Genomic DNA, 22,070 nt, shown 5'->3' with positions numbered 1-22,070 from the left:
GATTATTACTGCATGCTTGTTGGTGGTGTTTGCAAATGGATGCGAAAAATGCAATAGTGTCTAAAACTATGAGTAGAATAAAAGGCAAGGATACCAAAATAGAGGTGTTATTGCGTAAAGCTCTCTGGCATGAAGGCATTCGATACAGAAAATACTATCGTATATATGATTGTCATCCTGATATAGTTATTACTAAATACAAGATAGTGATTTTTTGTGATGGTGTGTTTTGGCATGGAAAGAATTTTCATGAGCACCAGATTAAGCATAATAGTGTGTATTGGGATAATAAAATCAAACGCAATATAGAACGTGATTTAGAGAATACGATTATGCTTAGGGATAATGGCTGGATTGTTATCAGGTTTTGGGAGGATGAGATTTTGCATGACTTGCAAGGGTGTGTGGAAAAAGTGAAGGAAACTATCCGTTTGTTGGAAATTCAATGACATATCATAGCAATTACACATTAAGATGTATTCAGCTGTTTGCAGATGTAATAATTACTTCCGCAGGCAGCTTTTCTCTTTTTTAGTGCAGAGAATTTTGTATACAAAATAACTCTTTCTTTAACAACAAAATTAGAATCCTACTCCTTCCCCTTTGCCCTCATCGTTACCTAATACCATATTTTAGTTAACAATAGTAACGCAACAAGCATATTTATACATTAATACCTAATCAGCTGCCTGCAGAGGAAATTCCTACCTCCGCAGGCGGCTTTTTGACGTGTGCACTTGTAGAGATGTGCCGGGTGTTATATAATAAAATATGTATGCATGAAATATGCACTTGTTTGTTGACAATGGCTCAATGGAGGACTTATGGACTTTAAATTTTTTAGGAACAGAATAAAGGTATCTCTATACAGCATAGGCATCTTCGCTTTCTTCCTGCTGGTTTCCTTAGTGAGCCTGTATATTGTGCGCGAAAAAATATTGGATAATTCGCATATTATGGGACAGCAGCTGGCAGCCCGCTTTGCCACAAGGGAAACAGGACGCATAAAAGCTCAGGAAATGCTGCTGCGCAGTGCTGCGCAGAACCTGGCACATATGCTGGAAATGAAGCCTGATATGACGGATGCGGAGCTGGAGGAGGCGCTGACGCATTTTACCGACTACATGGAAAAAAATGCTGATGTGGGCCGTTTTGACATGTGCGCTGTCGTTCACGGGCATCTTATCGGCAAGCGCCTGGAGGGACAGCCGACAGATGTTGCTTCGCTGAAATGGTATCAGGCGGCATTGAGCAATAAAAGCGGCGTGGCTTATACTAATATATATAAATACGGTAAGAATAATGAACGCTTGCTGACGATGGCTGTGCGCTTTGGCGATGACAATGTACTGGCGCTGAATCTTTATCCGGAGCGTCTGAACGGTCTGCTTGCTGACAATAAGCTTCCCCGGCACAGCTATTATTATCTCTGCGATCCGTCAGGTAATATTATGTTTACTATCAACGACCGCAATCTGTCGATAGAAGAAGAGCAACCTTATGTAGATAAAATCTTTAAGGAAATCCGTGATTCTGACAGTGATGTATCTTATATTACTGACTATGAAGGTAATAAGCGCGGTGTTTATTACACCGTTTCTGAAAAAGGCTGGATATCTATTGTAACCATTCCATATGACTTCCTGCTGGGTGATTATGAAAGCCTGATGCAGTGGTTCAGCCTGACGCTGGCCATTTTTCTGCTGCTGGCTGCCGGTTTGGCGCTGCGTGAGCATATGCTGAACAAGCAGCTGCAGAGCATCAATGAGGTTATCCGCGTCATGAGCAAATCCTTCCTGGCGGTGTTCAGAGTAAATTACGTTACCGGACGTTATTATATGCTAAAGAGCACCAGTCCGGGGCCGCAGGAGCCGGAGGGAGATTATGATGAGCTGTTGCAGGAGATGATAAAGAATGTGGAGCCGGAGGCTACCGATGAGTTTGCGACCAGCTTTGCGCGTGAGCATATCAAGGAGCTGGTGGAGCGTCACATTAATGACTTCGGCGGTGAGTTCCGCTATCGCTTCGGCAAGGAATACAGATGGCTGAATGTCCGTCTTATGCGCGATGATTTGCTGAATGAGGATGAAGCAGTTTTCTTCTTCCGTGAGGTGGAGGCTGAAAAGCAGAAGGAGCTGGAGCATCTGCAGCTGACGGAGCAGGCACTGCAGGTAGCACGCGAAAACGCCAAATCGAGAAATATGTTCTTCTCCGCACTGTCGCATGATATGCGTGCGCCGCTCAACGGCATTATCGGCATGGCGGAGCTGGCAGAGCTGCACAAGGATGACTGCATGCAGGTGAAGGAATATATCCGCAAAATACGCACCGCAGGCCAACAGCTGCTGACCTTGATTAATGATATCCTGGAAATGGCACGATTGGACAATGGTAAGGTGGAGCATGTGCAGGAAACCTTTACGATGGCCAAGGTGGCACAGGATACCAGTGATATTTTTGCGGCGCAGGCCGAGCTGGAGCAAAAGTTCTTTGATTCTCAGCTGATGCTTAACGCTGACGAAATGGTGAGCGGCGATTTGCAGGGCTTGCAGCAGATTTTGAATAATATTTTGTCGAATGCGCTTAAATATACCAAGGCACATGGCAAAATCAGCTTCCTGGCGCGTCGCGAGCCAGGGAACGAGCGCAACCGCGTGCATTTTACCTTTGTCATCAAGGATACCGGCTGTGGTATGTCGGCCAAATTCCTGGAGAAGATTTATAAGCCGTTTGAACGCGACAGCCGTTTTGGTGTGCCGCGCGTTACCGGCACCGGTTTGGGCATGACAATTGTCAAAAGCCTGGTGGAGCGTATGGATGGCAGCATTCACATCAGCAGTCGTGTTGATGAAGGCACCTGCGTGATTATTTCCCTGCCGTTCAACATCGTGAAAAAGGTGGAAAGCAAGCCGCAGGATGCGCAGCCGAAGCTGGAGGATTTTGCCGGTTGCAAAATCCTGGTAGCCGAGGACAACAATATCAACATGGAAATAATCAGCGAGCTGCTGACGATGAACGGCCTGGAGGTTGTGCCTGCCTGCGACGGCAAGGAGGCTGTGGAGCTGTTTGAGGCTTCGGACGAGGGCAGCATCAGCATGGTGCTGATGGATATGCAGATGCCGGAAATGGACGGCTGCGAGGCAGCCAAGGCCATCAGAGCGCTGCAGCGCTCTGATGTGCGTACAGTGCCGATTCTGGCGCTGACCGGTAATAGCGACAGCAGCGACGTGGAACGGGCGAGGGCTGCTGGCATGAACGATTTTATGGTGAAGCCCGTACAGATGAAGCTGCTGGCGCAGATGATGAGTGTGTACCTGCAGCGTTAAAAGCAGAAAGGGGTGCGAAGCTGTGCGTTTACAGGAACTGCCACAGTATGTGGCGATTGATATCAAGGAAGCGCTGGAGGAGCGCTTTATGGACAGTGAAGCGATGTATGTGCGTTTTTTGCGCAAGCTGCTGACAACGGATGATTACAGATTGATGGAGGAGGCTGCGGAGGTAGGCAACTGGCAGGAGGTGCTGCGTTATGCGCACAATCTGAAGGGCGTGTGTGCAACGCTGGGGCTGACCGGCCTGCAGGCGCAGTTTGCCGATATTGTGAATGTGCTGCGCAGTGAGGAATATACCGTGCCACAACTGCAGGCAAAGCTGGCGGCGCTGAAGACACATTGGCAGCATACACTGCAATATATTGAGCAGCTGGAGAGTGCATGATGGAAATAATCAGTGTAGCAGTTGGCGGTGCCCTGGGCGCAGTGTGCCGTTACATGCTGGGCAATTTTATCAGCAGGGCGAGCGGCAGCGCGCTTCCCTGGGGAACCTTTGCTATTAATATTATAGGCTGCTTTTGCATGGGCCTTCTGATGACGCTGATTGTGGAGCGGGGGCTGCTGCCTGCAGCCTGGCGCCTGTTTCTTTGCGTAGGCTTGTTGGGTGGCTTTACTACCTTTTCCTCGTTCGGCTATGAAAGCCTGATGCTGCTGACGGAGGGCAATGTCGCCGCTGCGGCAGCGTATAGCGGCGGCAGCCTGCTTTTGGGGCTGCTGGCTGCGGGAGCAGGCGTGCTGGCGGGTAAAGGGGTATAGGTTAAACGCTTAATGGAATAGAGAACGCTTGTAAAATGTATGTTATAATCAGTAATACAGACTATGCGCAAAAAGCAAGGGGGAGAATCATATGGGCCTGTTGTTAAATACTTTTTCTCCGGCAGTTTTATACGAGGAGATGGCTAAAAGTACATATTTTGTTGATAAAACTGCTTTTATAGGCCAAATGCTGCAGCGTATAGGCACCAATGGCAAGTATGTATGTATTACGCGCCCGCGCCGTTTTGGCAAAACAGTTATGGCCAATATGCTGGGAGCATTTTTGACTAAAAGCGCTGCTACAAAAAAGCTTTTTGCACAGTTAACCATAGGTCGTGATGCTGAGGCTATGCAACACATCAATCAATATAATGTTATTTATATTGATTTCAGCAGAATCAGCAGCAATGATTACCAAAGCTATATAGATAATATTGCCGATGCCTTAAAGAACGATTTGCATAAGGCTTATCCAGATGTTGATTATCGTGCGGCAGGCGGCGTAGCTGAGGATTTGGAAAGGATTACTGCAGCGACGGGCGAAAGATTTATTTTCATTTTTGACGAATGGGATGCTATCTTTCACGCTGCCTTTATTTCTGAAGATGACAGGAAAAAATATCTGCTGTTCTTAAAGGATTTGCTGAAGGACAGAGTTTATGTCCAGCTGGCGTATATGACGGGTGTGCTGCCGATATCAAAATATACCAGCGGCTCGGAATTAAATACCTTTGCTGAATATAATATGGCGACGATGTCGTTATATAGTGATGTTTTCGGGTTTGATGATGCGGAAGTAGATGCGCTGTTTGCCAAGTATCAGGCTTTGACGCCTAAACCACAGGTTACACGTGAAGGCTTGAAAATGTGGTACGACGGTTATCACACTGCTGCCGGTAATTTGCTGTATAATCCGCGTTCAGTGGTTATGGCTTTGCAGAATAACCAGCTTTATAATTATTGGACCAGCTCTGGTCCCTATGACGAATTATTTTATTATATCCGCAACAATGTGACGGCGGTGCGAGATGATTTGGCACTGATGGCTGCAGGCGAACGCATACCATTGAAAATTCAGGAATATGCGGCTATGCTGCTGGAGCTTAATACTAAGCAGCAGATTTTTTCTGCGATGGTTGTTTATGGTCTGCTGACATATGAAAATGGTAAAGTGTTCATCCCGAATAAGGAATTGATGGATAAATTTAATGAGCTGCTCCTGAACAAGGATTCCTTGGGCTATGTACATCAGCTGGCAATAAAATCGGAAGCGATGCTGCAGGCTACGCTTAAGGGTGATACCGCTACAATGAGCAGGATTCTGGAATTTGCGCATAATACGGAAACACCGCTGTTGGCGTATAACAATGAAACCGAACTGGCTGCTATTGTTAATCTCATATATCTGGCAGCACGTGACAGATATAATGTCCAGAGGGAGGATAAGGCCGGGACAGGCTATGTTGACTTTATCTTCTATCCCTATCAGGAAAACGATGATTGTCTTATATTAGAGCTGAAGGTGGACTATACGCCTGAGGAAGCGATTGAGCAGATTAAACGCAGGCAGTATGCGCTCAAATTTGCCGGAACTCTGGGAGATGGTAGCAAGCGTTATAAAGGACGGATTTTGGCTGTCGGTATAGGCTATTCCAAGAAAACAAAGCAGCACCGCTGTAAGGTAGAGGTGCTGCAGAAGTAGTTGGCTGTATAAAACAAAAAGCAATTTGTAACTGCGATTTGGCAGAGGCAAATTGCTTTTTATTTTTTATATTGTTATTGTTTTTCTATGCTCTCCTGATATTCAACACGGCAATCGCTGCAAATATCAGTCCCATGCCGATGATTTTCACCATCGTCAGTGCTTCCGCAAAGAAGATGACACCGACGGCGGCAGCCACAAAGGGCTCAATCGTCGCCAGGATGGAAGCCTGTCCTGCTTCAATCTGCTCCAGTCCCTTGGTGTAGAGCAGATAAGGAAGCACGGCGCAGAGCAGGCCCAGTCCTAAAACGCTGACGATGGACGGCAGGTCAATGGCTGCAAGACGCTGATAATCAAAATCTGCGAGCGGCCATGAGGCTGCGAGTGCCAGATAAAAGGTGTAGGCGGTTATGGTAAATGACGAATACCTGCGCACGGCGTACTTGCCGAAAATGCTGTACAGCGCATAGCCGAAGCCGCTGCCAAGTCCGTAGAGCAGGCCGCTGAGCGTAAGCGTCAGACTGCTGCCGAAAACACCGGTGACGCAGGCGCAGCCGCTGAAGGTGAGCAACAGAGCGAGTGCCTTAGTACGCGTGAAGGCTTCACCGAAGCATAGCAGTGACATTAGCATAACAAAGACAGGCGCAGTGTAAAGCAGTAGCGCTGCCACCGCCAGACTTGTCTGCTGCATAGCGTTGAAGTAGCAGTAGTTGAAGAATACCAGGCTGCAGATGCCGGTGCCGACGAAGAGCCAGAGGTCACGCAATCTGATGCGCAGGGCGGCACGCCCTGAACGCAGCAGCGGCAGCGTGACGCAGATTGCCGCTGCCAGCGAACGCAGGGCAACAATCTGCATGGAGTTGAAGCCTTGTGCTGCCAGCGTCCTGACGAAGAGCCCGATTAACCCCCAGCAGACGGCAGCAGTGGTGATATAAAGATAGGCCTTTGTTTTCATTGCTCAGCCTTCCTTTTGCCGCGTCCCCAGAAGGTGTGGAATTTTTGCAGCAGCTCCTTGCCGGGCTTGGGCGGCCACAGCTCCTGTCTGTCGCTGTCACGCATAGCTGCTGCCAGATGCTCATAGATTTCCGGATACTGAGCATCGAGCGCTGCGATATGCTCCTTGATGTCCTGACGCATGGTGTGACCGTCATAGGGACAGGGGTTTTTAATGGGCTTCAGTCCCAGCTTTGCCACCAGCTCACGGATTTCCTGCTCGCGGTAGTAAAGCAGCGGGCGCAGTACCGTGATGCCGGAGCGCGACAGCGGCGTTACCGGCAAGAAGGTGCGCAGCTGACCGCTGGTCACCAGATTCATGAAGAAGGTTTCAACGGCATCGTCATTGTGGTGTGCCAAGGCCACCTTGTTGAAGCCAAGCTCCTGCGCGCGGCGGTTGGTAGCGGCGCGGCGAAAGTAGGCGCAGGTGAAGCAGGGGCTGCCGCCCTTTTTTTCATGTGCCGCCATTACGTCAATATCGTCGCTGTAGTGCTCAAGGCCAAACTGCGCGCAGAAGGCTGCCAGCTCTGTCTTGGGAAAGTTGGGTGCAAACATGCCGTTGACGGTATAGCAGGCAAGGTCGAAGGGAATCGGCGAATATTTTTTGATTTCCGCCAGCATAGCTGTCAGAAGCATGCTGTCCTTGCCGCCGCTGAGGCCGATGAGAATACGGTCGCCTGGCTGCAGCATATCAAATTCTATAATAGCCCGCCACAGCTTGCTTAAATCCTTGGCGGGAACGAAGGTGCTTTTTTTGCTCATCTGAAAAATCTCCTTTTGCATTACATAGCCTTATTTTAACACAATGCAGCCGCTTTTCCTAGCATCTCTCTAGGCAAAAAGCGGCTGCTTTTCTTCTGCTAAGCGTTGCGTTTTGTGATATAATATTTAAGTCAAAAATATTTTTACCCAAGCAGAGGATGCTGGTGCATCTGTGAAATATGATGGAGGCTAACGACTAATGACCGATACAATGCAAGGACTGAATAAACAGCAGCTTGATGCAGTACAGACTATCAACGGACCGATGCTGATTCTGGCAGGCGCAGGCAGCGGCAAGACCAAGGTGCTTACCTGCCGCATTGCGCACCTGCTGCAGCAGGGTGTGCGTCCCTATCGCATTTTGGCGATTACCTTTACTAATAAAGCCGCCGCGGAAATGCGCGAGCGTGTAGACCGTATGGCAGGAGCTGCTGCCAGAGATGTGTGGCTGTTCACCTTCCATGCCTTCTGTGCGCGCCTTTTGCGCTACGAGCTGGAAAATCTCAACGGCTATGCCAATAATTTTGCTATTTATGATACGAGCGACAGCAAAAACCTGATTAAGCAGGTGCTGAAGGAAATGAACCTTGATGAAAAGCGTTTCCCGCTGCCGGCGATTATCAGCAATATCAGTAACGCCAAAAACGCTTTGCTGCTGCCTGATGCCTATGCTCGCGAGGCTACCGGCTATTATGAGCAGCAGGTGGCAAAAATTTATGATGCTTATCAGAAGAAGCTGCAGGCCAACAATGCCGTAGACTTTGACGATTTGCTGCTGCTGGCGCTGCGTCTGCTGCAGGAAAATCCGGCGGTAAGAGAAAAATACCAGCAGAAGTTTGATTATCTGATGGTTGACGAATATCAGGATACCAACCATGCACAATATCTGCTGACAAAGCTGCTGGCTGCAGGCCACAGAAATATCTGCGTAGTAGGCGATGCCGACCAGAGCATTTACGGCTGGCGCGGTGCCGATATCCAGAATATCCTTGATTTTGAAAAAGATTACCCCGATGCCAAGCTGGTGAAGCTGGAGCAGAACTACCGCAGCACGCAGGTTATTTTGGACGCAGCTAATGCTGTTATCGAGAACAACAGCGGTCGCAAGCCGAAAAATTTGTGGACAGCCAACGGCAACGGTTCGGAAATTGTTTACTATCAGGCGAACGATGAAAGAGATGAAGCACGCTATGTGATTGAAAATATGCAGAAGCTGCAGCTGAATGAAGGCGCTAAGCTGGGCGATATGGCAGTGCTGTACCGCACTAACGCGCAGTCGCGTGTATTCGAGGAAATGCTGATTAAGAGCGGTATCGCCTATACGATGGTCGGCGGTACAAAGTTCTATGAGCGCAAGGAAATCAAGGACGCGCTGGCTTATCTGCGTCTGCTTTATAACCCGCATGACAGCCTGAGCCTGCTGCGTATTATCAACGTACCGCGCCGCGGTATCGGCGATGCGACGCTGGCGCGCTTGCAGGAATATGCCAATGCCAGTGGACAGTCCCTGTTCGAGGTTGTGACCAATGCAGCGGATGTTCCGGGACTTGCCAGCCGTTTTGCCGCTAAGCTGGACGAGCTGAGCGGTCTGCTCTTTGAGCTGATGGGTGAGGCTGCCGATGTGCCGGTAAAGCAGCTGTTAGACGATGTGCTGCTGAAGACCGGTTATCTGGAAGAGCTGCAAAGCAGCAAGGACCCGCAGGACGAAAGCCGTGTGGAGAACCTGCAGGAAATGCTGAGCGTAACCGAGGACTTTGCTGCCAAATGCGAGCGCAATGGTGAGGAGCCGACGCTGGAAAACTTCCTGGCGGACGTAGCGCTGGTTGCTGATATTGATGATGCAGAGCTGGGTGAGGATGCGGTAACGCTGATGACGCTGCATTCTGCCAAGGGCCTGGAATTCCCTGATGTCTTTCTGGTAGGTATGGAGGAGGGCATCTTCCCGCATTCCCGTACGCTGATGAACGATAACGAAATTGAAGAGGAGCGCCGCCTGTGCTATGTAGGCATTACACGTGCAGAAAAGCATTTGTTTTTGAGCAATGCCAGAACACGCACTATCTACGGTCGCACGCAGTACTATACACCATCTCGCTTCCTGCAGGAGGTGCCGCGTAATCTGGTGCACGTGATTAAACGCCAGGCGCCACAGCGTCAGGCGATGACGCAGCAGGTGCATAAGACGACTGCCAGGGAGGCTGCCAGCGGGTTTGACCTGAGCAAGGCCAGCTTCTTCCCGAAGGAAAGCAGTGCGGCGGTAGGCTGCAGCTTCCATGTCGGCGATAAGGTTATGCATAAAAAGTGGGGCGCAGGCACGATAGTTACCGCCAAAGATGCCGATGATGGCCAGGAGGTTACGGTTGCATTTGCCGGCGGCGGTATCCGCAGCCTGCTGACGAAGTATGCCAAGCTGGAAAAGCTGTAAGCTGTTTTTCTTATAAAAATTTTGGAGGATAAAGCAATGGCAGAAATGGATTTATTTGCTGATGAGCGCGCAGCGGATTTGGCTGAGGCCGACAAGCTACGCCAGGAAATCCGTCATAACGAATATTTATATTATGTATTAGACGCGCCGGAGCTGACGGACGCTGAATATGACAGCCTGATGGCACGTCTGCGTGAGCTGGAGGCGCGCTATCCTGACAGTATTCCGGCTGATTCGCCTACGCAGCGCGTAGGCGGTCGTGCTTCCTCGCAGTTTACCGAGGTGCGTCACCTAGAGCCGCTGCTGAGCCTGGGCAATGTGTTTTCCGCCGAGGAACTGCGAGCCTTTGGTGAACGCGTTCACAGCGGTCTGCCTGCAGGCAGCAAGGTTGAATACGTTATGGAGCCGAAGATTGACGGCCTAGCCTGTAGCCTGATTTACGAAAACGGTAAGCTGGTGCGCGCTGCTACCCGCGGTGACGGTGTAGTGGGTGAAAATGTTACGGCCAACGTGCGCACCATCCGCAGCATTCCGCTGACGCTAAAGGTGCCTGAGGGTGAAGCAGTGCCGGAGCTTCTTGATGTGCGCGGTGAGGTCTATATGCCGCGTCAGGCATTTATGCGCTTGAACGAGCAGCGCGCTGAGCGCGGCGAGAGCGAGTTTGCCAACCCGCGTAATGCAGCGGCAGGCAGCCTGCGTCAGCTGGACCCGCAGGTAACGGCAAGCCGCAGCCTGAGCTTTTTTGCCTATTATCTGGTAGGCGAGGGCGCGCAGCCTAAGCACAGCGAATCGCTGGCTTTGCTGGCGCACTACGGCTTTAAGGTGAGTGAAAACTACAAGGTTGTCGAAAATATCGACGAAGCGATTAAATATATCGGCGATTTCAACGCGCTGCGTCAAGGTCTGTCCTATGATACCGACGGCGCTGTTATCAAGGTCAATGATGTTTACCAGCAGCGTATTTTGGGCGCGACAGGCAAGGATCCGCGTTGGGCAACGGCCTATAAATATCCGCCCGAGCAGGCGGAAACTACGCTGGAGGATATCGACTGGCGTGTAGGACGCACAGGCGTACTGACACCGACGGCAGTGCTGACACCGGTAAAATTAAGCGGCAGCGTTATCAGCCGCGCTACCTTGCATAATGAGGACTTTATCCGTGCTAAGGATATCCGTATCGGTGACAGGGTTGTCATCAACAAGGCCGGTGAGATTATTCCCGAGGTGCTGCGCGTAGTTGTTGAAAAGCGTACCGGTGACGAAAAAGAGGTAGAGATTCCCAGCGTTTGTCCGGAATGTGGCTGGCGTGTAGAGCGTCAGGGCGAGGAGGCAGCTATCCGCTGCACCAATCCGCATTGTCCTGCGCTGGGACGCGAGGGTTTGATTCACTTTGTCAGCCGTGATGCGATGAATATCGACGGCTGCGGTCCTTCCGTTATCAATGCACTGCTTGATGCGGGCTTAGTGCGTGATGCTGCGGATTTGTACAGCCTGCGCAAGGAGGATTTGCTGAAGCTGGAGCGTATGGGCGAAAAGTCGGCGGATAACCTGCTGGCGGCTTTGGCTGAAAGCAAGAATAACGAGCTGGACAAGCTGCTTTTTGCTTTGGGTATCCGTCATGTGGGAGCCAAGGTAGCGCGTATTCTGGCAACGGAATTCGGCAGCATGGAAAAGCTGCAGCAGGCACAGCCGGGAGAGCTGGCGCAGATTCGTGATATCGGTGACAAGATTGCGGAAAGTGCTGTTACCTGGCTGAATGTGCCGGCGAATATCGATTTGGTAGAGCGCTTGGCGGCAGCAGGTCTGACGATGACGTTTACACCGCCTGCCAGTCAGGAGGATAATCCCTTCTTCGGCAAAACGCTTGTCTTTACAGGCACCATGCCTACACTGGGACGCGCCGAGGCAAAGACGATGGCGCAGGACGTGGGTGCTAAGGTCAGCGGCAGCGTCAGCAAAAAGACGGATTACGTCATTGCGGGTGCGGAGGCCGGCAGTAAGCTGGAAAAGGCACAGCAATTAGGCGTAACAGTTATTGATGAGGCAGAATTCCTGCGTCTGCTTAAAGGAGAATAAGGCATAAAAATAGCGTGGCTGCGAGTAGCGGCCACGCTTAATTTTTTAGTGATGATATTCGTTTTTGTGTTCCCTAGCCAAAGCATCCCAAACAGGCAGCTGCAGGCCGGCGATTTCGGAGGTGAACGGAGTACCGTCGTTCTTTTCGAAATGCTTCCAGGCACGCAGTACATATTTAAAGCCGATATATTGCAGCGGTAAGTTGCAGTATACCATGAGGATATTGGCAAAGTCGCTCAAATCCCACAGTGCGCCTAAGTCCATACCGGCGATGTTGGTGATAACGCCAAAGGAAATAACGATGAGGCACAGTACGCGGATGGAGTTGATAAAGGATGCCTTACCGGAAATGCGGTTGGCGCACATTTCGGTGAAGGACATGAAGCCCAACAGGCAGGTAAAGGCAAACAGGCCGAAGCAAACGCTTACAAGCAGAGTAACAACACTGTAAAGAGTGTCGTTGCCGCCGGTCAGAGCACCGCAGGAGGCTAAGAATTTATCTAGCTTGCCCAGCTCGAACCAGGCATTGGCATCTGCCGTGAGCCACATGCTGCCCATGATAACGACAAAGCCCGTCAGGGTGCAGATGACGATGGTGTCGAGGAAAACGCCTAAGGCCTGCACGCAGCCCTGCTCGCAGGGGTGGGCAACCTCTGCTGCCGCTGCCGGCATGGTGATGGTACCCTGGCCTGCTTCGTTGGACATCAGGCCGCGTTTAATACCTTGGCTGAGCGCCAGACCGAAGGCACCGCCGAAAACAGCGTCAGGCGCAAAGGCCTGCGTGAAAACGGAGCTGAAAAACAACGGAATGCGGTCGATGTTACCGACGGTCAAGGCAATGACGGTGAGTACATAAATAACTGCCATAACGGGAACGATGCGGTCGGTAACCTTCGTAACCTTTTTGATACCGCCAAAGCTGATAACAGCGGTGATAACGATAAGCACCGCAAAGGAAATCCAGTAGAGCGAAGAATTGGTGGAAATGTTCACACCGGAGATTTTGCTGGCGATGGCACCCACGGCGGAAATAGTGTTGAAGCCCTGTGCTGGGAAGCAGAGCAACGCATAAACGATGTACAGCATGCTGAGCGCAACGCCGGCAGCGGCGGAATCGTTCAACAATTTGCGTGCGTAAAAGGGCAGGCCGCCGACATATTCGTTATCGCGTTTTTCCTTGAAGATCTGCGAGAGCGTGGATTCGGCGAAGGACGTTGCCATGCCGAAGAAGGCGGAAACCCACATCCAGAACAGTGCGCCCGGGCCACCGATGGAAATTGCGCCGGTTACGCCCAAAATATTGCCGGGGCCGACACGCATAGCGGTGGAAAGCAAAAAGGCTGTGAGTGAGGAAATACCGTTGCGCGTATGGTTGCGCTGCATCAGCACCTTCACGGCGAAAATAAAATTGTGTACCTGGACAAAGTGCAGACGGAAGGTAAAGTAAATACCTGTGCCGACCAATAAAACAATTGCCAGACTAAAATTTCCTAAAATAGGGATAGAACCGTACCAGTCGAGATTGCAGGGAAAATCCCAGAACCAGTTGGAAACAATCTGGATTTTGGCGCAGATTGCGTTAACTGCATCAAATAAAGCTTGCATAAGACTCCTCTCCTATAGCTGTAAATTTATTTTGCCCTTACGTTAAGGCGCAGCAAAGGCAACTTCATTATCTATATCTTAACCTTTTTTATATTGCTTGGCAATGGTGGCAGTGAAGTATACAATATGTGGGTATTGCTATTTCCTCTGTAAGAGAAATCTTTTATGTTGATTTCTCATACATAATTTACAGACAAACAGCGCGATTTGTACTATAATATAAAGTTAGATAAGTAACATCTGCTTTCTTTCGCACAGATGTCTATATGTAATTTAGAAATGAGGGAATATGATGAAAGAGTATAATTCCGTATCGGAACCGTTTTTAGCGGATGTGCGCGCCGTAGTCGGTGACGCCAATGTTTTTACCGAGCCTGAAAAGCTGGAGCAATATAAAACTGACGAGGAATATGATCCGCGCCGTTTTCGTGTGCCTGAGGCTGTTGTGCGTCCTGCCAATGCCGAAGAGATTGCCGCAGTTGTGAAGCTGTGCAACAAGTACAATGTGCCGCTGACTGTCCGCAGCGGCGGTACCAGCCTTGCCGATGGCGCGATTGCTGTCTGTGGCGGTATTGTGCTGCTCATGGAGCGCTTGAATAGAATTATTGAAATGAATACCGAAGCGATGTATGTTGTCGCCGAAGCAGGCGTGCGTACAGTTGATATTCAGAAGATGGCCAATGAAGCAGGCTATCTTTACGCCGGTGACCCCTGCAGCGCCGAAAGCTGCCTGATCGGCGGCAATCTGGCAACCAACGCCGGCGGCAGCAAGGCTGTACGCTATGGCGTTACCCGTAATCAGGTTTACAGCCTGGAGATGGTTACCCCGACCGGCGAAATCGTGGAGGTTGGCAGCCGTCTGAAAAAATGCAGCACAGGCTACTGCATGGAGCAGCTGGTAATGGGCAGTGAGGGCACTTTGGGTATTATCACCAAGGTAACGCTGAAGCTGCAGCCTATGCCTCCGTATCGCTTTGACCTGCTGGCAGTATTTGACGACCCGTTCAAGGCTCTTGATGTAGTGCCGAAGATTATGCAGGCCGGTCTGAACCCGACGAGCATGGAATATATGGATAATTCCTATGTGCGTGCCTGCGCCGATTATATTGAATTTAAGGGCGCACCGCACTATGAGGACGGTATTTATGTTATCATTACGGTAGAAACCTTCAGCGAGGATGAGCTGGACATGAAGATGGAGCAGCTCGACGAGCTGTGCGAGGCAGCAGGCGCTGTTGAAGTTTTGGAAGCGGATGACCGTATCTGGGCAATGCGCCGCAACTGCCAGGAATCCATCAGCCTTGTGAGCAAGGTTTCCCTGACCGATGATGTTGTTGTGCCTGTAGACCGCATTGCGCCGACCATTAAAGAAATTATGCATATCGGCAGCAAGTATCCCTTCCCGATTCCGGTAAAAATCAACGCGCATATCGGTGACGGTAATCTGCATATCGTTCTCTGCAAATGCGATTTGGATGATGCAACCTGGGAAAAAATCGTGCATGACTTCCACGAAGAGGTTTATGCCTATGCTTACGCTCAGGGCGGTCGCTTAGCCGGTGAGCATGGTATCGGTGCCAAGAAGCTGGCTTACATGGAAGAATTTACACCTGCCGGTGAGCTGGAGCTGATGCGCAGAATTAAGCTGGCTTGGGATCCGAATCTTATCTTGAATCCCGGCAAAGTCTTCAACGCATAAGTAAGAGCGCATATAAAGCACCATCTGCGTCGGGATGGCTCCTAGGAGTACGTGGAAGTACGCCGTCGTCGCCCTCCCTCGCATCTGATACTTTCTCTGCACTCTTTATGAAAATTAGAAAAAGAGATATATTATGAGCAATTACAATTCTGTAACTCCTAAATTTATTGATGAATTAAAAACGCTGTTGGGCGAAAAATATGTCAAAACCGATGCTGATACGCTCGACCGCTATAAGACGGACGAGGAGGCGGACGAACGCTGCTTCCATCTGCCGGATGTAGTGGTAATTCCGGCAAACGCCGAAGAAATTGCCGGCGTAGTGAAGCTGTGCAACAAGTATCTCATTCCGCTGACTGTGCGCGGTGGCGGTACAGGCATCGTTGACGGCGCTATTGCCGACAAGGGTGGCGTAGTGCTTTTAATGGAACGCCTCAACAAAATTATCGAGCTGAATAAGGAAGGCTTGTACATGGTAGCACAGGCCGGTGTGCGTACGCTGGATATCCAGGCAGCGGCGAAGGCGGAGAACCTGCTTTATGCAGGTGACCCGTCGAGCAGCGACAGCTGTCAGATTGGCGGCAACCTGGCGACGAATGCCGGCGGTATTAAGGCTGTGCGCTACGGTGTAACGCGTAATCAGGTCTACGCTGTGCAGATTGTTACGCCCTACGGCGACATTGTTGACCTGGGCTCACCGCTCAAAAAGTGCAGCACAGGCTACTGCATGGAGCAGCTTGTTATCGGCAGTGAGGGTACGCTGGGTATCATTACGCAGGTAACGCTGAAGCTGCAGCCCTTGCCTCCGTATAAAATTGATATGCTGGCAATTTTCCACGACCCGATGGCAGCGATTGGTGTGGTGCCGCAACTTGTGAAAGCAGGTATTGACCCGACAAGCATCGAATATATGGATAATCCTAATGTGCGGACAACCTCAGAATATCTTGAATTCCCTGGCGCACCGCACGTGGAAGATGGCATTTACGTTATCATTACGATAGAAACCTTCAACGAAGATGAGCTGGACATGAAAATGGAGCAGGCCGGCGATATCTGTGAGGCAGCAGGCGCTGTGGATGTTCTGGAGGCTGATGAGCGTATCTGGTCGATGCGCCGCAACTGTCTGGAATCTGTCAGCCTTATCAGCAAGGTGTGCACGACAGATGACGTTGTTGTGCCGGTTGATGAAATGAGCGATATGATTCAGTACATCATTAAAACTGTGGCGAAATATCCCTTCCCGCTGCGTATCAACGCACATATCGGTGACGGTAACCTGCATATCGTTTTGTGCAAGCTGGATTTGTCCGATGAAGAGTGGGAAGCTGAACTGAGCCGCTTTACGGAAGAGGTTTATACATATGCTTATGCGCATGGTGGCCGCCTTTCCGGTGAGCATGGCATTGGCAGCAAGAAGGCTCACTTTTTGGAGCGCTTTACTCCGAGCGGTGAGCTGGAGCTGATGAGAAAAATTAAAAAAGCCTGGGACCCGAATAATATTCTGAACCCCGGCAAGGTTTTTAATTTATAAGAAGACCTTTTCAGTGGTCTTGGAGAAGCTAAAATATGTAGCATAGTAGCTAAGTAGCAAAGGAGAGATTTTAGTATGACAAATTACAATCCCGTAACCGAAGAAGTTCTGGAGGAGCTGCGTAAAGCAGTCGGCGCAGAGCATGTAAAAAATGATGCCGAAACTTTGGAGCGTTACAAAACCGACGAAGAGCCGGATGCTCATTACCATCATCTGCCAGAGGTAGTTGTAGCACCGGGCAGCACCGAAGAGGTGGCTGCTGTTATGAAAATCGCCAATAAATATCTTGTGCCTGTAACTCCGCGCAGTGCAGGCACCAGTGTATCCTGCGGTGCGATTCCTGTTTACGGCGGCATTGTGCTGCTTATGGAGCGCATGAACAAAATTATTAAGCTTGATGCAGATGCTATGTATATGGAGGTTGAGGCTGGTGCGCTGACCTCTGATATTCAGGCTAAGGCTAACGAAGTAGGCCTGCTGTATGCCGGTGACCCCTGCAGCGCTGACAGCTGCATGATCGGCGGCAACATTGCAACCAATGCCGGCGGCAATAAGGCTGTACGCTATGGCACTACCCGTCATCAGGTTTATTCTATCGAGGTTGTTACTCCGACCGGCGAAATCGTTGAGCTGGGCAACCGTCTGAAAAAATGCAGCACCGGCTACTGCCTCGACCAGCTGGTAATGGGCAGTGAGGGTACTCTGGGTATCATCACCAAAGCAACCTTGAAGTTGTTGCCGTTGGCTCCGTATCGTCTGGATATCCTTGCCGTCTTCACCGAGGTACAGAAGGCTGTTGACCTGGTGCCTGCACTGGTTAAGGCTGGTCTGAATCCGACCAGTGTGGAATTTATGGACAACGGCTTTGTACGTGCTGCCAGCGATTATGCAGAACAGCGTCTGCCGCATTACGAGGATGGCAGCTACGTTATCGTTACCGTAGAAACCTTTAACGAGGACGAGCTGGATATGAAGATGGAGCAGCTTGACGAAATCTGTACTGCCTGCGGTGCAACTGATGTTGTTGAAGCAGACGAGCGTGTATGGAAGGTACGCCGCAGCTGTCTGGAAGGCTCCAAGGCTTTGAGCAAGGTTTCTACTTCTGATGACCTTGTTGTACCTATCGACAAAATCGCTGTCTGCCTGAACCACCTTATGGATGTTTCCAAGCAATTTGATTTCGAATGCATGTGCCTGGCTCACGCCGGTGACGGTAACCTGCATTTCAACTGCCTGAAGATGGATATGACCGACGAAGAATGGGAAAAACAGCTCGCAGAGTTCCACAAAATCTGCTATGCATATGTTTACAGCCTGGGCGGACGTCTTTCCGGCGAGCATGGCATCGGTGCGAAAAAGATTGACGCACTGGCAGCTTATTGCGACCCTGTAGAAATGTCTATCATGCAGACTATTAAACGCGCTATGGATCCTAACAATATCCTGAATCCTGGCAAGCTGATTCGTGCCTGATTTGCTGTGAAGCGTTAAATAAATTTAATATATTGCCTGACGTGCTCATTTTTTTAAGAGCACGTCACTTTTTTTTATTTACTTTATTCCTGCTAACATTATAAATATTCCCAATTTGATAGAAACAGCGTTAAATAATTTGAGGATAATTAAAAAGGTATTGCTTGAAAAACAGGCGTATGATATAATGCTGTTTATATAAATTCGATTAGGTATAAAGAATATATATATTATGGAAAGGGGATGATAATGATGAATATGACAGAGGAGTACAATCGCCTGATAGGCAAGCGTGTAAAAATGCAGCGCATTGCGAAAAAGGTATCTCAGACGGATTTGGCGAAGGAGATGGGGGTAACTCAAACGCATCTTAGCAACATTGAAAATGGCCGCGCAGGCCTGACAATACCTAATCTGATTAAGATGCATCAGATTTTGGAATGCCCTATCAGCACTTTTTTCGTAGATATCGAAGGGGAAAAGGAAGCGCCGGCTAATGATGAGATAACATTGGAAAATGTTATGGAGCTGGCAAAGCTTCTGAAAAGAGCACGTGCCTAAAAATATTAAGCAGAGTCGGAATTGCTAAGACTCTGCTTTTTATTTTGTTGCGTTCTGCAGTTTTTTAGGCAAGGTGTATTTTGCTTAGGCAGGAATTTCCAGTTTTGTGGCGAACTATCCATATATTACATATTTTTTAAAGGAGCAATTAGATGAGTACATTCACCAAGGTCCTGTTGGCCACAGATCTGTCCCCGCAGGCTGATAAATTGACCGAGTGTCTGTTTTGCTTATGCCCCGATACCGAAACGGAAGTGGTTTTGGCTCACGTCTTTGATGATGACGATGATGCCGACCCTGACGGTAGCAGCTTTAAAAAAGCGCGCAGCCGGTTGGATGGCTATAAAAATGATATAGAGCAGGCAGGCTATGAAGAAATTTCTATTGTAACCCCCGCAGGTGAGACCTGCGAGACCTTAAGCAGGCTGGCGGAAGAAAATGACGCTGACCTGATGCTGGTAGCATCGCATCGTAAGGGCTTTTTGAAGCGTGCGCTGATGGGCAGCACTACCTATGAGCTGGCACGGGCTACAATGATTCCCCTGCTGATTAACAAAGATGAGGAAGACGACGTTACCGAAAATTTGCTGGCTACTGTATTGGTGCCGACAGATTTTTCCCGTAAATCCTTGGAAGCGCTGAACGTTATCCGCAGTCTGCGTGAATATGTGGGTAAGGTGTTGTTTGTGCATGTTGTTGAGCATAGCAGAAACAAGCATGATTACAAGGAAAAATATGGCAGCGCCAGAATGCTTTTGCAAGAGCTGGTAGATGAAATGAAAATTTTTGGCATTGAGGCCGATTATCGCATTGCGCATGGTGTAGCCTCCAAAAAAATTTCTGCTATCTGCGAGCGTGATAATGTCAGCCTGATTATGATGACTAAAACCGGCGCTGATATGACTAATGGCGATGACTTGGGCAGTACGTCAGAAAACGTGGTCCTGAATTCAGATTGTGCAGTAATGCTGTTGCCTGCTGAAGACAGTGATGAGGAGGATTCCTTCTCCTAAACTGCTGCAGAAGAAAAATTTGAGGATTTTATAAAAATTTTTACGAAAAACGCTTGACTTTCATTGAAAATGCCAGTATAATACTACTTGCAGTTATGTTGACTGCAGGTACGTATTGTGCTGGCAAATTGAAAATAGTTTAAAGTTTTCAACCTTGGAGAGATGACCGAGTGGTTGAAGGTGCACGCCTGGAAAGCGTGTGTACGGGAAACCGTACCGAGGGTTCGAATCCCTCTCTCTCCGCCACTTAAAAATCTGCCGCACTAAGCGGCTTTTTTAATAAAAACATATAGCTTGTTTCTCTGTAGGATCGTAGAGCCGGGTCCTGCGCAATGGGAGCCTGTGAACCAGGTCAGGTCCGGAAGGAAGCAGCCTTAAGCGGATACTTTCATGTGCCGTGGGGAAGCCCGTCTTTGCGGTCCTACAGGGAAATAAACGAAAAAACTCCGTCGCATGTGCGACGGAGTTTTTTGTGCTGCGCTTATTTGCTGAGCAGCTCGATTTTCTTCATATAGGGAGCAATGATAGTAGCGATGGCCTGAGGATTTGCTGCCTGCCAGGCGGCAAAGTCCAGCCCGCTTTGGGCGATATGCTTGCCGATTTCCAAAAGGACGAAGGGGACATCTTCGGCGAGCAGTGTACCGACTTCTTCCCCTAGGCGTTCATTGCCCTGCAGTGAGCAGCCGTTGATGTACATGGTGAAGGCAGGGTGCGCTGTGCCCTTGATAACCTTAACTGTACCGCGGAAGCCGAGTTCACCTATTTGGTGAGTGCCGCAGCTGGAAGGACAGCCGGAAATATAAATCTGCGGCAGCGCATCGCTGGCGGCGTACTGCGTAGCCATTTCTTCAAAACAGCTTGTCAGCAGGCTTTGGGAATCACCCATGCCCATCTGGCAGACTGTGGAGCCGATGCAGGCCACGCTGCTGGTGAAGGCGTTATAGGCAGTGTCTGGCGTGAGCGACATTACCTTTGCTGCTTCGGGAGCAGTGAGGTTGATAATATAGACGCTTTGGTCGGGAGCAAGGCGCAGCTCGGCGGCTTTAACGTTCTGCAGATAATCCGCCAGAGCGAGGAAGCTTGCAATTTTGGGCAGGCCTGCCTGCGGATGATAATTTACGGCGTAAAGACCGGGCTGCTTCTGCGAGGTAATGCGGAAGCCGGTAATTAGCTTGAAGTCTCGTTTAGTGATTTTTGTGGCTTCCGGCTGCAAATCAAGTCCGCCCTCCTGCAGCGCCTGCAGGAGGCGTTCACTGTAGGCTGCCTTGTAGGCAGCCTCGCCGCCCAAAAGCTCAGGCAGATAACGGGTGCGTGATTTGGATCTTTGCGTATAGGTGCCGCATTCGCGGAAGGTGGCGAGCATTGCTTTGATATGATACAAGATTTTTTCGGGAGCAACAGCCTCCGCCATTTTTATACCGATGCAGGGAGCAGGTCCCAAACCGCCGGCGCTATAGACATCAAAACGGCCGTCGGGACGGGCGGCGAAGCCTAAATCGCGCATGGTGGCGTGCGTAAAATTTTGCGGGGAATTGGAAAAGCCGGTCTTTAATTTGCGTGGCAGCTTGCCGTCGGGAATGGCAGCGACAAGATATTGCGCTGCTGCTTCGGCGTAAGGCAGCACGTCAAAATATTCCTCGCGCTCCACACCGCTTAAGGGTGAGCAGAGGACATTACCTGGATAGTCACCGCCACAGCCGAAGGGGATGATATCCGCGTCCAGGCATTGCTCCAAAATTTCAGCGGCAGCTTCGGCGCCGAGGTCATGCAGCTGGATAGTCTGGCCGGTGGTGAAGTGGATACGGCCGATGTTATACTTGCGGATCATCTTGGCGATGAAGGCCAGTTTATCTGCAGTTATGCGACCGGCACTGCAGCGCAGGCGCAGCATATTGCTTTTGCCGTCGCGCTGGGCGAAGCTGCCGAAGTAGCCGGAAAACTCCTTATAGGCAATTTTGCCGATTTTTTCATTATGGTAGTCAGCAGTCTGCCTGGCAAAGTCAGGTAACTGCTTGCGTAAAAAGTCCTTGTCAATTTCTGGTATGGTCATTGCTGTAGCCTCCTTTTGATTAGCTGATGATATTATATAATACTTCAGTGCATTAGTAAAATATTTGTTTTGATGGTAAACTGGAGCATCTA

General features: G+C 49.8%; 16 protein-coding genes, 1 tRNA gene and 1 other RNA gene. 14 read left to right on the top strand and 4 right to left on the bottom strand.

Going from position 1 to position 22,070, the window contains the following annotated elements; translation table 11 throughout:
- Nucleotides 1-35 precede the first annotated feature (35 nt).
- The 5 genes from Q0G26_RS04790 to Q0G26_RS04770 all read left to right on the top strand — a co-directional run bounded on the left by Q0G26_RS04790 (nucleotide 36) and on the right by Q0G26_RS04770 (nucleotide 5,787).
- Nucleotides 36-449, top strand: coding sequence for a very short patch repair endonuclease (locus Q0G26_RS04790; protein ID WP_293828980.1), 414 nt, complete (start codon nucleotides 36-38; stop codon nucleotides 447-449).
- Nucleotides 450-824: 375 nt separating this feature from the next.
- Nucleotides 825-3,326 (top strand): response regulator, encoded by a 2,502-nt coding sequence (locus Q0G26_RS04785; RefSeq protein WP_293828979.1) that lies wholly within the window; start codon nucleotides 825-827, stop codon nucleotides 3,324-3,326.
- Between the two features lie 22 nt (nucleotides 3,327-3,348).
- The gene (locus Q0G26_RS04780; protein WP_293828978.1) at nucleotides 3,349-3,714 is read left to right on the top strand and encodes an Hpt domain-containing protein; all 366 of its coding nucleotides are present in this window, start codon (nucleotides 3,349-3,351) and stop codon (nucleotides 3,712-3,714) included.
- Nucleotides 3,711-4,085, top strand: a complete 375-nt coding sequence (gene crcB, locus Q0G26_RS04775; protein ID WP_293828977.1) for a fluoride efflux transporter CrcB — start codon at nucleotides 3,711-3,713, stop codon at nucleotides 4,083-4,085. The genes Q0G26_RS04780 and crcB overlap by 4 nt, the downstream gene beginning before the upstream one ends.
- A gap of 91 nt (nucleotides 4,086-4,176) precedes the next feature.
- Nucleotides 4,177-5,787, top strand: coding sequence for an AAA family ATPase (locus tag Q0G26_RS04770; protein ID WP_293828976.1), 1,611 nt, complete (start codon nucleotides 4,177-4,179; stop codon nucleotides 5,785-5,787).
- Between the two features lie 85 nt (nucleotides 5,788-5,872).
- Here the strand turns inward: Q0G26_RS04770 and Q0G26_RS04765 are convergent, their stop codons facing one another.
- Together Q0G26_RS04765 and Q0G26_RS04760 are read right to left on the bottom strand one after the other, a co-directional pair.
- Nucleotides 5,873-6,742: an EamA family transporter gene (locus Q0G26_RS04765; protein ID WP_293828975.1), complete on the bottom strand. Its 870-nt coding sequence runs from the start codon at nucleotides 6,740-6,742 to the stop codon at nucleotides 5,873-5,875.
- Complete coding sequence (locus Q0G26_RS04760; protein ID WP_293828974.1) at nucleotides 6,739-7,542, bottom strand: tRNA 2-thiocytidine biosynthesis TtcA family protein; 804 nt, start codon at nucleotides 7,540-7,542, stop codon at nucleotides 6,739-6,741. The genes Q0G26_RS04765 and Q0G26_RS04760 overlap by 4 nt, the downstream gene beginning before the upstream one ends.
- A 199-nt stretch (nucleotides 7,543-7,741) precedes the next feature.
- On the opposite strand from Q0G26_RS04760, the gene pcrA reads away from it, so the two are divergent.
- Complete coding sequence (gene pcrA, locus Q0G26_RS04755; RefSeq protein WP_293828973.1) at nucleotides 7,742-9,967, top strand: DNA helicase PcrA; 2,226 nt, start codon at nucleotides 7,742-7,744, stop codon at nucleotides 9,965-9,967.
- A 36-nt stretch (nucleotides 9,968-10,003) separates the two neighbouring features.
- Nucleotides 10,004-12,043 (top strand): NAD-dependent DNA ligase LigA, encoded by a 2,040-nt coding sequence (gene ligA, locus Q0G26_RS04750; RefSeq protein WP_293828972.1) that lies wholly within the window; start codon nucleotides 10,004-10,006, stop codon nucleotides 12,041-12,043.
- A 45-nt stretch (nucleotides 12,044-12,088) separates the two neighbouring features.
- Here the strand turns inward: ligA and Q0G26_RS04745 are convergent, their stop codons facing one another.
- Nucleotides 12,089-13,648: an amino acid carrier protein gene (locus Q0G26_RS04745; protein WP_293828971.1), complete on the bottom strand. Its 1,560-nt coding sequence runs from the start codon at nucleotides 13,646-13,648 to the stop codon at nucleotides 12,089-12,091.
- A 292-nt stretch (nucleotides 13,649-13,940) separates the two neighbouring features.
- Here Q0G26_RS04745 and Q0G26_RS04740 point away from each other — a divergent pair, with 292 nt between their 5' ends.
- From Q0G26_RS04740 to ffs, 7 genes are all read left to right on the top strand, one after another.
- Nucleotides 13,941-15,347 (top strand): FAD-binding oxidoreductase, encoded by a 1,407-nt coding sequence (locus Q0G26_RS04740; RefSeq protein WP_366517736.1) that lies wholly within the window; start codon nucleotides 13,941-13,943, stop codon nucleotides 15,345-15,347.
- 133 nt (nucleotides 15,348-15,480) lie between these two features.
- The gene (locus Q0G26_RS04735) at nucleotides 15,481-16,881 is read left to right on the top strand and encodes an FAD-binding oxidoreductase (RefSeq protein WP_293828969.1); all 1,401 of its coding nucleotides are present in this window, start codon (nucleotides 15,481-15,483) and stop codon (nucleotides 16,879-16,881) included.
- 75 nt (nucleotides 16,882-16,956) lie between these two features.
- Nucleotides 16,957-18,354 carry an FAD-binding oxidoreductase gene (locus Q0G26_RS04730; RefSeq protein WP_293828968.1) on the top strand — a complete coding sequence of 466 codons (1,398 nt, stop codon included), beginning with the start codon at nucleotides 16,957-16,959 and terminating at the stop codon, nucleotides 18,352-18,354.
- 249 nt (nucleotides 18,355-18,603) lie between these two features.
- Nucleotides 18,604-18,915 carry a helix-turn-helix transcriptional regulator gene (locus Q0G26_RS04725; RefSeq protein ID WP_293828967.1) on the top strand — a complete coding sequence of 104 codons (312 nt, stop codon included), beginning with the start codon at nucleotides 18,604-18,606 and terminating at the stop codon, nucleotides 18,913-18,915.
- 152 nt (nucleotides 18,916-19,067) lie between these two features.
- Nucleotides 19,068-19,928 (top strand): universal stress protein, encoded by an 861-nt coding sequence (locus Q0G26_RS04720; RefSeq protein WP_293828966.1) that lies wholly within the window; start codon nucleotides 19,068-19,070, stop codon nucleotides 19,926-19,928.
- Nucleotides 19,929-20,084: 156 nt separating this feature from the next.
- A tRNA-Ser gene (locus tag Q0G26_RS04715) sits at nucleotides 20,085-20,174 on the top strand.
- Between the two features lie 70 nt (nucleotides 20,175-20,244).
- An RNA gene (gene ffs, locus Q0G26_RS04710) (signal recognition particle sRNA small type) lies at nucleotides 20,245-20,344 on the top strand.
- Nucleotides 20,345-20,409: 65 nt separating this feature from the next.
- On the opposite strand, the gene Q0G26_RS04705 is transcribed toward ffs, so the two are convergent.
- A complete protein-coding gene (locus Q0G26_RS04705) occupies nucleotides 20,410-21,978 on the bottom strand; it encodes a nitrite/sulfite reductase (protein ID WP_293828965.1) in 1,569 nt (522 codons plus the stop codon).
- Between the last annotated feature and the right edge of the window lie 92 nt (nucleotides 21,979-22,070).

Origin of the sequence: uncultured Phascolarctobacterium sp. (assembly GCF_934190775.1) — a bacterium.
Lineage (GTDB): Bacteria > Bacillota > Negativicutes > Acidaminococcales > Acidaminococcaceae > Phascolarctobacterium_A.
Note: the sequence above shows the minus strand (reverse complement) of the source record. Positions and strands in the feature narration are given on the sequence as shown.

Excerpts from the sequence above, each read along its gene's own strand:
- pcrA (WP_293828973.1), top strand. The coding sequence starts at position 7,742 with ATGACCGATACAATGCAAGGACTGAATAAACAGCAGCTTGATGCAGTA.
- Q0G26_RS04720 (WP_293828966.1), top strand. The coding sequence starts at position 19,068 with ATGAGTACATTCACCAAGGTCCTGTTGGCCACAGATCTGTCCCCGCAG.
- Q0G26_RS04770 (WP_293828976.1), top strand. The coding sequence starts at position 4,177 with ATGGGCCTGTTGTTAAATACTTTTTCTCCGGCAGTTTTATACGAGGAG.
- Q0G26_RS04705 (WP_293828965.1), bottom strand. The coding sequence starts at position 21,978 with ATGACCATACCAGAAATTGACAAGGACTTTTTACGCAAGCAGTTACCT.
- Q0G26_RS04730 (WP_293828968.1), top strand. The coding sequence starts at position 16,957 with ATGACAAATTACAATCCCGTAACCGAAGAAGTTCTGGAGGAGCTGCGT.
- crcB (WP_293828977.1), top strand. The coding sequence starts at position 3,711 with ATGATGGAAATAATCAGTGTAGCAGTTGGCGGTGCCCTGGGCGCAGTG.
- Q0G26_RS04745 (WP_293828971.1), bottom strand. The coding sequence starts at position 13,648 with ATGCAAGCTTTATTTGATGCAGTTAACGCAATCTGCGCCAAAATCCAG.
- Q0G26_RS04740 (WP_366517736.1), top strand. The coding sequence starts at position 13,941 with ATGAAAGAGTATAATTCCGTATCGGAACCGTTTTTAGCGGATGTGCGC.
- ligA (WP_293828972.1), top strand. The coding sequence starts at position 10,004 with ATGGCAGAAATGGATTTATTTGCTGATGAGCGCGCAGCGGATTTGGCT.
- Q0G26_RS04735 (WP_293828969.1), top strand. The coding sequence starts at position 15,481 with ATGAGCAATTACAATTCTGTAACTCCTAAATTTATTGATGAATTAAAA.
- Q0G26_RS04785 (WP_293828979.1), top strand. The coding sequence starts at position 825 with ATGGACTTTAAATTTTTTAGGAACAGAATAAAGGTATCTCTATACAGC.
- Q0G26_RS04760 (WP_293828974.1), bottom strand. The coding sequence starts at position 7,542 with ATGAGCAAAAAAAGCACCTTCGTTCCCGCCAAGGATTTAAGCAAGCTG.
- Q0G26_RS04790 (WP_293828980.1), top strand. The coding sequence starts at position 36 with ATGGATGCGAAAAATGCAATAGTGTCTAAAACTATGAGTAGAATAAAA.
- Q0G26_RS04725 (WP_293828967.1), top strand. The coding sequence starts at position 18,604 with ATGATGAATATGACAGAGGAGTACAATCGCCTGATAGGCAAGCGTGTA.
- Q0G26_RS04765 (WP_293828975.1), bottom strand. The coding sequence starts at position 6,742 with ATGAAAACAAAGGCCTATCTTTATATCACCACTGCTGCCGTCTGCTGG.